Annotated in this window: 9 protein-coding genes and 1 pseudogene; 4 read left to right on the top strand and 6 right to left on the bottom strand. The window is 59.1% G+C overall.

The features are described from left to right. Positions 1 to 94 precede the first annotated feature (94 nt). The 5 genes from AC1DH9_RS09305 to AC1DH9_RS09285 form a co-directional block, all read right to left on the bottom strand. Positions 95 to 1228, bottom strand: a complete 1134-nt coding sequence (locus tag AC1DH9_RS09305; RefSeq protein WP_427538401.1) for a lactonase family protein — start codon at positions 1226 to 1228, stop codon at positions 95 to 97. Between the two features lie 435 nt (positions 1229 to 1663). Beyond that, complete coding sequence (locus AC1DH9_RS09300; protein ID WP_477808077.1) at positions 1664 to 2620, bottom strand: 2-hydroxyacid dehydrogenase; 957 nt, start codon at positions 2618 to 2620, stop codon at positions 1664 to 1666. 33 nt (positions 2621 to 2653) lie between these two features. After that, a complete protein-coding gene (locus AC1DH9_RS09295; RefSeq protein WP_477808076.1) occupies positions 2654 to 3412 on the bottom strand; it encodes an SDR family oxidoreductase in 759 nt (252 codons plus the stop codon). 42 nt (positions 3413 to 3454) lie between these two features. Beyond that, on the bottom strand, positions 3455 to 4147 hold the full coding sequence (locus AC1DH9_RS09290) for a fumarylacetoacetate hydrolase family protein (protein WP_477808075.1): 693 nt from the start codon (positions 4145 to 4147) through the stop codon (positions 3455 to 3457). Between the two features lie 99 nt (positions 4148 to 4246). Then, on the bottom strand, positions 4247 to 5596 hold the full coding sequence (locus AC1DH9_RS09285; protein ID WP_427538413.1) for an MFS transporter: 1350 nt from the start codon (positions 5594 to 5596) through the stop codon (positions 4247 to 4249). 585 nt (positions 5597 to 6181) lie between these two features. Between AC1DH9_RS09285 and AC1DH9_RS09280 the strand changes: the two genes are divergently transcribed. From AC1DH9_RS09280 to AC1DH9_RS09265, 4 genes are all read left to right on the top strand, one after another. Continuing rightward, on the top strand, positions 6182 to 7114 hold the full coding sequence (locus AC1DH9_RS09280) for a helix-turn-helix transcriptional regulator (RefSeq protein ID WP_427538415.1): 933 nt from the start codon (positions 6182 to 6184) through the stop codon (positions 7112 to 7114). 184 nt (positions 7115 to 7298) lie between these two features. Continuing rightward, a complete protein-coding gene (locus AC1DH9_RS09275; RefSeq protein WP_427538418.1) occupies positions 7299 to 10748 on the top strand; it encodes an adenylate/guanylate cyclase domain-containing protein in 3450 nt (1149 codons plus the stop codon). Positions 10749 to 10764: 16 nt separating this feature from the next. After that, entirely contained in the window at positions 10765 to 11808 is a 1044-nt protein-coding gene (locus tag AC1DH9_RS09270; protein ID WP_427538421.1) for a patatin-like phospholipase family protein, read from the top strand. Between the two features lie 24 nt (positions 11809 to 11832). Next, positions 11833 to 12015, top strand: a complete 183-nt coding sequence (locus AC1DH9_RS09265; RefSeq protein ID WP_427538661.1) for a hypothetical protein — start codon at positions 11833 to 11835, stop codon at positions 12013 to 12015. 141 nt (positions 12016 to 12156) lie between these two features. Here the strand turns inward: AC1DH9_RS09265 and AC1DH9_RS09260 are convergent. Continuing rightward, positions 12157 to 12327: pseudogene (locus AC1DH9_RS09260) on the bottom strand (UTRA domain-containing protein); the annotation flags it as partial. Between the last annotated feature and the right edge of the window lie 284 nt (positions 12328 to 12611).

Raw genomic sequence — 12611 nt, 5'->3', positions numbered from 1 at the left:
CACCTTGCACTGCATTTTATGGATAACCGTTAAACCTTGGAGGTCGGAATGAGCCAACTCCCCGACCTCCAAGCGTCTTTTTTCCGCCCGAAGATTACTCCAGCGACGTTTGCAGTACCTCAATCCATAACGCACCTTTTCCCGACGCCGCTTCACCGACACGTTTCAAGGCGCCGTTGTTGCTGATCGCGTAAGTGCCGACTTTTTCGCTTTTCTCACCCGTTACCAGCAACCAGCGCCCATTGGGTGAAAAAGCGATATTGCGTGGCTGCTTTTCTTCCACCGGATAGTTCTCGAGAAAGCTCAAGTTGCCTGTTGAAGGGTCAACCGCGAATGCCGATACCGAGCTGCTGGTGCGTTCGGTCATCAACAGTAGCTTGCCATCGGGCGAGATCCGCAGGTCCGCCGCCCAGATACGTGGTGTGGGGTCGTCCTTCAAGTCGTTGTTACGTGCATCACGCACCTCGCCGTGAGCCAGTTTCAAACGCTCGGGAATACCGTTGGCAACGGCAATCCGAGTCAATGCGCCAGTGCTGTCATTGATTGAAAACGCTGTGACCGTGCCGTTCATTTCACCGACCACATACAGGTATTTGCCGTTCGGGGAAAAGGCCAGGTGTCGAGGCCCGGTATTGTCCGGGACACTGATGTAGCCGCTGCCGATGGGGGTGAGCTCGCCGGTTTTGGCATCAAGGCGATATTGCAGCACCTGGTCCGCGCCAAGATTGCCTACGTAGGCAAAACGGTTGCTCGGGTCGGTGCGAACCGAATGCGCATGCGGGCCTGTCTTGTAGCTCAGGATGCTGGCAGAAGGCTGATAGAGCTTGTCGATGGCCTGAACGCTGACGGTGTCGGCACCGTAGGATGCACCGAGCAGATAGTGTCCTTTTCTATCGGTAGACAGGTAAGCCATGCTTTCTGCCAGTGGCGCTTTGGACAGCGGAGTCAGATGTCCGCTCTTGGGATCTATGCGGTAGCCCAGCACCTGAAACGGCTTGACCCGCAAGGCGGCAAACAACACTTCGCCGTCAGGGGTGATGGCCATGGGGTTGACCTGATCACCGGCGTTGACCTGTTCAATCAGACTCAACGCGCCGTTGTTCTGGTCAAGGCGATACTGGGAAATCAGACCGTCTCCCGGGCTCGAGATATAGGCAAAAGTGGCGGCATTGGCTTGCTGGCTGAGGCTGTAGACGACGGCAGCGGCCAAGAGAAGAGGTTTACTCACAGGTGATCCTTTATTTTTATGGTTGTGGTCTGTCATCCTATGACTATGCTCAAACAACATCAATCGCTGTTTTTCTCAGGCTGGAAAGAGATGTCGTGGCTAAGGCTCAGTGTTTGCTGGACTCGAGTCCGGTTCGATGTCATTCACGCAACCGCGAGTTTGAACCATTTCTAAACTCTCTCGCTCAAGAATTGTTATATGACGTCGTATCTATAATGTTCGACTGTGCTCGTTCTCACGAAAAAAATACATGCTCAGGGGCGGGTGAGTCGCTGGCGATGGTGTTGAAAATCGACCAGCCATTACCTGTTTGAAAACATCGCGCTGTTCTTTGCTACAGGCCTCGCGCTGTGGGTCGCCTTCCAGTTGGGCATCGATTTATTTACCTGACACCGAGCCACCGAGGGGACGCAACGTCCTCTYGGTGGCCACGCTTCAGTCAGTCACGGAACCCTGCGGTATTCTCCCGGCGAAACTGTCCACCAGGCTCGCCACCACCATCTCTCCCATCCGCGTGCGGGTCTGCAGCGTCGCACTTGCGCGATGAGGCTGCAGGACCACTTTCTCGTTGGCAAACAGTGTCTCGGGGACGTTCGGTTCATCGACAAACACATCCAGCGCCGCACCCGCGATCTCTCCAGCGGCCAGTGCCGTCACCAGATCGACCTCGTTGACCAGCTTGCCGCGCGCCACGTTGATCAGATACCCGTCCTTGCCCAGCGCCTGCAGCACCTCGGCATTGATGATGGCTTCCGCCTTGTCGGCAGCGGCCGCGAGAATCAGCGCATCAGTGTTGCTGGCCAGCTGCTTCAGATCGGCGATGAAGGTGTGGTTCACATCGCTCATCGGCTGCAGATCGGTGTAACTGATCGGGCAGCCGAACGCTGCGGCCCGGGTCGCCACTGCGCGGCCGACCCGACCCATGCCGACGATGCCGATGCGCATGCCAGACACCTGTCGCGCCAACGGTAACGGGGCCAACGGCGTCGGGCTATGGGGCCATTGGCCCGAACGCACGTAACGATCACTGGTGCACAGGCCTCGACACACGGCAATCAACAAGCCGATGGCCAGGTCGGCGACATCCTCGGTTAGCGCGCCGATGGTCKCCGTCACGCGGATCCCGCGATCCCGGGCGTAAGCCAGATCCACCGCATCGGTGCCGACGCCATTGACCGCCACCACTTCCAGTTTGGGTAATTGCGCCATCAGCGCCTGACTGATGCCGGTATGCCCGCCGGTGATCACCCCGCGAATGTTCGCGCCGTGTTCCTGCAAATAAGCCTGCTTGTCGGCCTGCTGGAAGTAACGTCTGACGGTGAACAGCTCATCGAGCCGCGCGTTGATTTCAGGGATCAGGATCGGGCTGAGCTGCAAGACTTCTGGCTTCATGTAAACCTCGCGTAACGGAATAAAAAGGCCGGTTCAACCGCGACCGGCAAACGGCATGGCACTGGCCATGACGGTCATGTTCAGGACGTTCGCCTCCAGCGGCAGACCGGCGATGTAGCGCACGGCATCGGCCACATGTTTGACGTCCACCATCGGCTCCACGGCGATGGTGCCGTTGGCCTGGCGCACGCCTTTGGTCATGCGCACCGACATTTCGGTCAKGGCGTTGCCAATGTCGATCTGGCTGCAGGCGATGTTGAATTCGCGCCCGTCCAGGGCCAGGGATTTGGTCAGCCCCAGCACCGCATGTTTGCTGGCGGTGTAGGCGCTGCTGAAGGGGCGTGGGGTATGCGCCGAGATCGAGCCGTTATTGATGATGCGGCCGCCCTGTGGCTGTTGCCGGCGCATCAGTCCGAAGGCACCACGGGCGCAGAGGAAAACGCCGTTGAGGTTAGTGTCGATCACGTTTCGCCACTGCTCGAACGTCAGTTCATCGAGCGGCACTGCAAGGGCGTTGACCCCGGCGTTGTTGAACACCACGTCGAGGCGTCCGTATACCTCGATGATGGTGGCAAACAGCGCGTCGACACTGGCCGGGTCGCGCACATCAGTGGGCACCGCCAACGCTGCGTGTCCCTCGCTGAGCGCCAATTCGACCAATGCCTGCAAGGGCTCCGGTCGACGTCCGGCCAATACCAGGGTGAATCCGTCTGCCATCAGGCCGAGGGCCACGGCGCGACCGATTCCGCTACCGGCGCCGGTGACCAGGGCCACTTTCAAAGGACTGGACATGTTGTTATCTCCCTTTTCAATTCACGAGGGCGTGTGCCGGGTTCAAGGTCGCTTGCCGACGCGCATTTCCAGTTGGCCGACGCCGTCAATCCCGGCGTTAATGATGTCGCCTGGCTGCAGTACATCAACACCTGCCGGGCTGCCGGTCATGATCAAGTCACCGGCTCGCAGCGCTACTGACCGAGAGATTCGGCTGATGATTTCACTGACCGACCAGATCTGGCTGTCGAGTCTGTCGCGCTGGCGCTCTTCGYCGTTGACGTTCAACCACAAATCGCCATCCGGCTGTCCCGTGCGAGTCACCGGCACGATGGCGGTCATCGGCGCGGCGCCGTCGAATACCTTGGCACCTTCCCACGGCAAACCATTGCTTTTGGCCGCGCGCTGGACATCACGACGGGTCAGATCGAGACCGGCGGCATAGCCCCAGACATAGGCCAGCGCCTGACTCTCCGGAATATTGGCGCCGCCTTCACCGATGGCCACGACCAATTCGATTTCGTGGACAAACTCTTCGGTCAACGGCGGGAAAGTCACTTCACCCGCCGCATCCACCACGCTGCTCGCCGGTTTCATGAAGAACACTGGCGGCTGGCGGGACTGGTCTTGGGTGTCTGGCCAGGGGTAGTTGCGGCCGACGCAAAATACCCGGCCAACGGGAAAGCGCTGCTGGCTGCCGGCAACCGGCAAGGTCACAGGCAAATCCGGGGTGAAAACGTATTCGGTCATAGTCATTTTTGTAGTGGTCCTGTTGGAAGCATCAGCCTACGGCGGCTTCGTTTTGCGAAGTTGGACGAAAGCCGCCTCGTGTTGGAGAAAAACGCTTTTCTGCGTTTAGCGTGCCTTGAGTTCGATGCGATACAAGCGGCCGAGCAGCAACGAATAGGACAAGGTGCCGACCAGCGCCACGCCGCCGATGAACCAGAAGGCATAGGCAAACGAGCCCGTCGCGTGAACGATGCCGCCAATCACGATCGGGGTAACGATCCCGCCAATGTTGGCGGCCAGGCTGGTGATCCCGCCGGTCAGCCCGATCAATTCCTTGGGCGCGACTTCCGATACGGCCGCCCACGACGACGAAGCGATTCCCTGGGCAAAGAAGGCCATGGTCAGCACGGCAATGCAGATCACGTTTGAATCGGTGAAATTCACCAGCACGATCGACATCCCCAGCATCGATCCGACCACCAAGGGCAGCTTGCGAGCGAAGGACATTGAGTAACCACGGCGTATCAGCAAGTCGGAGACGATGCCGGCCAGCAGAATGCCGACCGTTGCGCCCACGAACGGCAGCACGGCGAAGATCCCGGCCTTGATCATGGTCAGCTTGCGTTCCTCGATCAGGTACGTCGGGAACCAGGTCAGGAAGAAGTACAACGCCGAGGTGCTGGCGAACTTGCCGATGCAAATCGCCCAGATCTGCCGATAGCTGAACAGCTCGGAGATCTGCCGCCAGTTGAACCGGGTGCGTTCCTGGCTGCTCTTGACCAGTCCACCTCCGGCTTCGATGTACTTCAGCTCTTCCTGGCTGACGTTCTTGCAGCTCAGCGGATCGCGATACAGGTAGAGCCAGATCACACCGAACACGATTCCGAGGATGCCAGTGCTGTAAAACACATGGCGCCAGTCATAGGTCGTGGCCAGCCATAACAGCACGCCGGTAAACAGTGCCGTGCCCAGATACTGGCCGCACACGTAGATGCTGCTGGCCAAACCCCGCTCGCGGGCGGGGAACCATACCGTCACCGCACGGCTGTTGGCCGGGAACGCTGGAGCTTCCATGGCACCGACAGCCAGGCGCAGCCCGAACAGCGAAGCGAATCCTGTGGCCAGGCCTTGGCACACGGTGACCGTCGACCAACTGATCAGCGACACCCCGTAAGTGAACCGGGAGCCGAAGCGATCGGCGATGAACCCGGCGGGAACCAAGGCGAGTGCGTAGGTCCAGGCAAACGCGGAAAAAATCAGGCCCATTTCTATCTTGTCCAGACCCAGCTCCTTGGCCATGAACGGTGCGGCAATCGAGATGTTCACCCGATCGATGTAGTTGATGATGGTCGCAATCAGCAGCAACGACAGCATGAACCAACGCCGACGCGTCGGCAGTCGTTGTGGCAGCAGGGCGTCCCGGGCGCCAGCACTCACCGACGGCGCGGTGGACGGGGAGGTTTGCGAGTTCGACATGAGTAGGCCTTTTTATTGTTAGTAGAATCGAGGTGTTCGCGCGCAGCCGAAGCCGTTGCCCCCAGTCCCGGGGCAGAGCAATCGCTACTTGAATGAGAGGCGCGGAGAGCTACTGTCAGGCGCTCAGATACGCCTTCGGACGGGCTCGGTCGGGGGAGGGTTGGTGAGGGAGAAAAGCCGGTTCATCACGTGCGCACCTTTTGATTGTTTTTGGAAGGTTGGGCTGCATTGACTGTCACAGTGGTCGTACAACCTCTCAAAATCAACGGAGGCGTTAGATCGTTTTTTCTCCTGAAAAAGGCGATTAATGCAGGTGTCCAAGAAAAATCACATCAGCACGTTTCTTCAGCTCTGCCTAATGTGCTTCATAAGCTATTGTTTATTAATGATTAATTAAAATTGTGTGTACGTTGTTTTTTTGGACGGACGATACATCACACACGGATAAAAATAATTCTCTGTATTTCGGTGTCATCCGATGACTTGTTGAACCCTGCGCTATCCGCCTTCACAATCACCGCAGTCGCCGCCTGCATCGCGGCGCGACGACAACCTGCCCATGTACCTGTCGAGGATCCTCAGGCGATGTCGTCACCGAGTCGAGTACCCACTTACGTCATGCAGCAACGCAGCGAATTGACAGACTTTTACATCCGCGACAAAAGGGGCCGGCGCGCCGAAACCAGCCCGCATCGCCATGAGTATTTCCAGATCCAGGTCAACCTCGGTGGCGATACCGTGCAGCACATTGGCAATGTCGAACGCCCGTTTCCGCGCAACACGCTGGCCTTCATCCTGCCGCATCGCGTGCACGTGATTCCGCATCCGGAAGACAGCAATTTCATGGTGATCAATTTTTCCCAAACCTTCCTGCTGCCGCATTTGCAATGCGACCCGATGGACCTGGAGGAGGTCTCGATTTTGCTGGCACCCGAGTTGTCGCCGTTCCGCTTCCAGGAACATCTGGATTTCATTCTGGGCGATGAGGACTTCCGCAAAGTCTGTGGCTTGATCGAACAGATGCGAGTCCTGGATGAGAACCGTCAGTTTGGCTCCCGCGAGATGCTCAAGGGGTTGTTGCTGCAACTGGTGGGGAGCGTTTGTGCCTTGTATGCCGAACCGCTCAAACGATTGGCCGAAGAGAATGCCGCCGAAGTCAGCCGGCGAGACGCGCTGAGCAGGATGTCCGAATACTTGCGCAAGAATATTGCCGACCCCGATCTGAACCTGATCAAGGTGGCTGCTGCGACCTACCTGTCACCGACGTATCTGACGCACTGGTTGCGCAAGGAAATCGGCAAGACCTTCACTGAGCTGGTGCTCGAGCGCAGGATGCACGCGGCACGCAATTATTTGCTCAATGGGACACGCCCGGTGGGGGAGGTGGCGAGGTTGTGCGGTTTCGCTGACGAGGCTTATTTCTCCCGACGCTTTCGCCAGATCCACGGCCAGCCACCCGGGCAATTCAGACGCCAGCAACTCAATCCCGATACTCCGCAATCACCGTCCAACACGTGATCGACAGCGGTGGGTGAGGTGGCAGTAGATACCGAGGTCGATCCGGGCGCACCGGATTGGCCTCTTTCGGTTCGGAAATCGACATCAGGTACCGAGGCAGAGTGCTTCGTCCGGTCGTGTCTTGCCGCCAGCGGGTTCGGCGCCTAATGTTAAAGAGTAGGCACCAGGCAAGGGAGGAGGTCGTATGCGCTGTGCAAACTGCGGATTCGAGAATCCTTCCGGGGCCAGCTGCTGTGAAGCGTGTGGCGCCAAGCTGTCTCGCAGCTGTCCGCGCTGTGCTCACGAGGCGGGCCTGTCTGCCAAATTCTGCAGTGAATGTGGTGCATCGCTGACCGAAGAGCCTGCTGCGTCATCACTGCACTCGCGGCCTGTTTCAGAGCCTTCTTCAGAGCCCATTCATTACACGCCTCATCATCTTGCCGAGCGCATCCGCGCCGAACAGGCGGCTATGGAAGCCCGGGGCGAGACCGCTGGCGAACGCAAGACCGTTACGGCGCTGTTTGCCGACATGGCCGGCTCCATGGCGCTGATCCACAACCTCGATCCGGAAGAGGCCCAAAACCTGATCGAGCCGGTCATTGCGCTGATGATGGAAGCCGTCCACTACTACGAAGGCTACGTGGCCAAGTCGCTGGGCGATGGCATTCTCGCGCTGTTCGGCGCCCCCATCGCCCATGAAGATCATCCGCAGCGGGCGCTGTATGCGGCGTTGCGCATGCAGCAGGCGATACGTCGACATAGCGACCGCATTCGTCTGGAGAAAGGCATTCCGCTGCAAATCCGTGTTGGCGTCCACACCGGAGAGGTCGTCGTGCGTTCGATCCGCACGGACAATTTGCACACCGATTACGATCCGGTCGGGCACACCATCCATATTGCGTCCCGAATGGAGGGCATCGCTGCGCCATCGTCGATACTGGTGAGCGAGTCCACCCACAAGCTGGCAGAGGGCTATTTCGAGTTCAGGACGCTGGGGGCCACCCAGGTCAAAGGCATCCCCGAGCCGCTCGTCGTGTACGAGGTGCTGGGTGTCGGCGCGTTGCGCACGCGCCTGCAACTGGCGGCACATCGCGGACTGGCCAGATTCGTCGGCCGCCAGGTAGAGCTGGACCACCTGCAGCAGGCGCTCGATCAGGCCAAGGCGGGCCACGGACAGGTCGTCGCGGTGGTGGGCGAGGCCGGGGTCGGGAAGTCGCGGCTGTTCCATGAGTTCAAGGAACGCTCGCGGCGCGGCTGTCTGGTGCTGGAGACGTTCTCGGTATCGCACGGCAAGGCTTTTGCCTATTTCCCGCTCATCGAGCTCCTGAAAAGCTATTTTCAGATCACTGCCCTGGACGATGAGCGGCGGTGTCGGGAAAAGGTAATGGGCAAGGCCCTGACGCTTGAGCGCAGTTTCGAGGACCTCGTGCCCTACCTGCTCTATCTGCTGGGTATTGGCGAACACAGTTCGGCGCTTGCGGAAATGGATCCTCAGATCCGGCGCGATCGCATTTTCGACGCGATTACGCAACTTCTGGCGCGCGAGAGCCGCGATCAACCGATCGAGCTGCTGTTCGAGGACCTGCAATGGCTGGACCGCGAGACCGAAGCATTCCTCGCGTGCCTCATCGACCGCGTGGCGAGTGTCCCGATCCTGCTCCTCGTAAACTACCGGCCCGAGTATCAGCCTGCATGGACGCGCGCGGGTCATTGCAGCCAGCTCCGGCTCGAACCGCTGGGCCCGGCCGAAGCCCAGGGACTGCTCGCGGCACTGCTTGGGGACGATCCCACTCTCGTCCCCCTCAAACAGCTCATCCTGGAGAAGACGGAGGGCAACCCCTTCTTCATGGAGGAAGTGGTCCAAACGCTGGTCGAGGAGAAATCGCTGCTTGGCGAACCCGGTCGTTACCGGATCGAGCAAACTCCAGCCGCGCTGCATATTCCCACCACCGTGCAGGGCGTGCTCGCCGCCCGTATCGACCGGCTCCCCGTTGCGCAGAAGGAATTGCTGCAGACGCTCGCCGTCATCGGCAAAGAGTTTGCGTTCAGTCTGATCCAGCGCATCTATGATGGGCGGGGCGCTCGGATGGGCGACGATTTGCGCGACCTGCTGGGCCGACTGGAAGTCGCGGAGTTCATTTACCAGCGGCCCGCATTTCCGGAGGTGGAGTATTCCTTCAAGCATGCGCTGACCCAGGAGGTCGCTGGCTACTCGCTACTCACGGAACGGCGTAGTGCACTGCACGAACGCACGGCGCAGGCCATCGAGGCACTGTTCCCCAACCGTATCGCAGATTACTGCAGCGAACTGGCGCACCACTACAGGCTGAGCGGCAATGTCCCGAAGGCCGTGGAGTACCTGCAGCGTACCGGGCAACAGGCCCTCCAGCATTCCGCCCATCTCGACGCAATGCGTCACCTCGGCGCGGCGCTGGAGTTGCTCAAACATTTGCCCGACACGCCCGCGCGTGCTCATCAGGAACTGACGTTGCTGCTCTGCCTGGGACCGGCCTTGATGGCCGTGCGAGGCTATGGTGCGCCCGAGGTGGAGGCCACCTATACCCGTGCACTGGCGCTATGCGCGCAAGTAGGTGACGACTCGCTTTTTCCTGCGTTGCTGGGGATGCGGACTTACTACGAATTGCGTGCGCAATACTCAACGGCATGCGAGCTGGGTGAACGATTGCTCAGTGCTGCGCAAACTACGCAGGATCCGGATTTGCTCGTGGAAGCCCATGCGGCACTCGGGGCGACATTGCTTTTCCAGGGTGATCTGCGCAACGCCCTTGAACACCAGGAGCGGGCGCGCGTCCTCTACAACCCGGACCGTCATCGCACGCTTGTCATTACATACGGCATGGATCCGGGCTACTCCCTGACATATTCGGCCTGGTGCCTTTGGTTTTTGGGGTTCCCCGATCAGGCAAACATGCGCGGCCGGGAGGCCCTTGCTCTGGCCAATAAGATTTCCGACCCGTTCGGCTTGGCCTTCACCTTGTCGGCTACATCGGTACTGGGACAGGTTCGGCATGACGTACGACTCGCCGAAGAGTGCGCTGATGCCGCCATCAAGCTTTCACTCGAACGAGGGTTTCCGTTTTACTTGGCGTGGGGGAATATCCTCCAGGGTTGGGCTTGCACTGAACAGGGAAACGTTGACGAGGGAATCACTCAGATAACCGAGGGTATTGCCACTTACCAGGCAGCCGGAGCAGAGCTTGGATGCTCCTATTTTCTGGCCCTGCTGGCCGCAGCACACGGGTGCGCCGGGCAACCGCAGGCGGGATTGAATATCGTGACCGACGCTCTGGCTATGGTGAACAGAACAGGTGAGCACTTTTACGAAGCAGAGCTGTATCGGCTCAAGGGAGCTCTTACCCTCCAATGCCATGGCGAAGACAGACAGGATTCTTCCGTGCAGCAGGAAGCGCAAGCATGCTTTCAAAAGGCGATCTCGGTCGCTCGACAACAAGGGGCAAAGTCACTCGAGCTACGAGCCACAGTGAGCCTTGCTCAGCTATGGGAAGCGGGAGACAGGGAGGCGGCCAGGCAAATGCTGGCCGACATCTATAGCTTCTTCACCGAAGGCTTCGACAGCGTTGATTTGCTACAAGCCAAGGCGCTGCTCGATGCGTGGGCACCAAACGTGGGGTGAGCGACCAAGAATGATCATGAAGAACGGAACGCGTCGGGACGGTGAAGAGCGTAAGCCGGTCGCGCTGGCTTTGCAGGGCGGCGGGATGCACGGCGCGTTCACCTGGGGCGTGCTCGATCGGTTGCTCGAGGACGGCAGGCTTGCCATAGAAGGGGTGAGCGCAACCAGTGCCGGTGCGATGAATGCCGTCGTGCTGGCCTATGGCATGCTGCAGGGGGGCGCGGCCGGCGCACGCGAGGCGCTGCATGATTTCTGGTCCGCCGTGGCGCTGTCCGCCGAGCGTCGTAACCCGTTGCGTTGGACGCCATGGCTGAAAGGGACGCATAGTTTCGGGCTGGACCATTCACCCATGTATGCGTTCGCGGACATGGCGCTTCGTCTCTTCTCACCTTACCAGTTCAATCGCCAAAACCTGAATCCGCTACGAGAGGTGCTGGAGGAACAGGTCGATTTCGCCGCCTTGCGAAAGCAATGCCCGTTCCACCTCTATCTGTGCGCGACCAATGTCGAGACGGGGAAGATACGCATCTTCTCAGACGAGGACGTCTGCGCCGAAGCGGTGCTTGCTTCGGCCTGTGTGCCGACATTGTTCCAGGCGATCACGATCGACGGCCAGCACTACTGGGATGGCGGCTATATGGGAAACCCGGCCATTTTTCCGTTGATCTACCACTGCATTACGCGCGATGTGGTGATCGTCCACATCAACCCGCTCGTCCGCCCGGGCGTGCCCATTACCGCTGCCAGCATCCTTAATCGCATCAATGAAATCAGCTTCAACTCGTCGCTGATGCGTGAGATGCGCACCATCGCCTTTGTCACCGACCTCATCCAGCAAGGCAAGGTCGATCGCGACGAGATGAAGGAGATGCTGATCCATTCCATTCGGTCCGATGAAGCAATGTGCGCGCTTAGTGTGTCCAGCAAGTACAACGCGGGCTGGGACTTCCTTTGCGGACTGCGCGACAACGGACGACGAGAGGCCGAGGCGTGGCTCACGGAGAACTACCGCAATATTGGCGAACGGTCGAGCATCGACATCCGACAGGAATTTCTTTGAACGCTGGCATGAGACGGGAAAAGGTTGCTGCTGAGCCTGCTAAAAATAAAGCTCGGCCGGCCCCGGCATTTCCATGCTTCGGGGTGCCAGGATCGCAACAGCGCAGCAGATCGCGCATTGAACCCGGTGGTGCGGTTGCACATTGGCCTGGAAGATGTCGATGCCTTGACCGAGGATTTACTGCGCGGGTTCACTGCCGCAACGTAAGCCCGAGGTGTCTCGAAAGCTAAAATGGGGACAGCTGGTTTGAGAGTTTTAAAAAATGGATCTCTGAAAAGAGATCCATTTTTTTTGGCCCAAAGAAAAGTCTTGCTTGGATTGATCCCTCTACATTCCCTGAAAACACTCCAGACTTTTGTCGGCTTCTTGTGCGCGGATAGTCAGGTCGGCGCGGGTAACCGCCATGCCAGTGATCGACTCCAGAATGGAGTAGATCGGTTGATGCTCGATTTCAGCCCAGGCTACGCAGGCCAATTCAGCGGGTAAATGGCTGCGTCCCAGTGTGATGGGCTCGTAATCGCCGCGTTGAATTTCTTCGAGCAACYGATGGGCGATCTGTTCGATGGTGACACACTGATCTGGTCGCGAAAGCTRCATCAGGAATTGGGGGGGCGCCCAATGCATCCGTCTGTGCCTTGGTGGCGCACGGATCAAGGGGGCTGGACCTCGGCGCTGTTTCTGATGTTGTAAACGTTTATGCGGCAGCGGCGGGGCTTCTCGGGCCCGCCCCGGTCCGCGACGTAATCGTCGCTCGCTCGACGACTGCTGAGTCACTCATAAGCAGTCGCCCAGCGGCTATAGGT

This window comes from Pseudomonas sp. 05T35 (assembly GCF_056396605.1).
This window is presented reverse-complemented; position numbering and strand designations above follow the sequence as displayed.

Excerpts from the sequence above, each read along its gene's own strand:
- AC1DH9_RS09285 (WP_427538413.1), bottom strand. The coding sequence starts at position 5,596 with ATGTCGAACTCGCAAACCTCCCCGTCCACCGCGCCGTCGGTGAGTGCT.
- AC1DH9_RS09280 (WP_427538415.1), top strand. The coding sequence starts at position 6,182 with ATGTCGTCACCGAGTCGAGTACCCACTTACGTCATGCAGCAACGCAGC.
- AC1DH9_RS09275 (WP_427538418.1), top strand. The coding sequence starts at position 7,299 with ATGCGCTGTGCAAACTGCGGATTCGAGAATCCTTCCGGGGCCAGCTGC.
- AC1DH9_RS09270 (WP_427538421.1), top strand. The coding sequence starts at position 10,765 with ATGAAGAACGGAACGCGTCGGGACGGTGAAGAGCGTAAGCCGGTCGCG.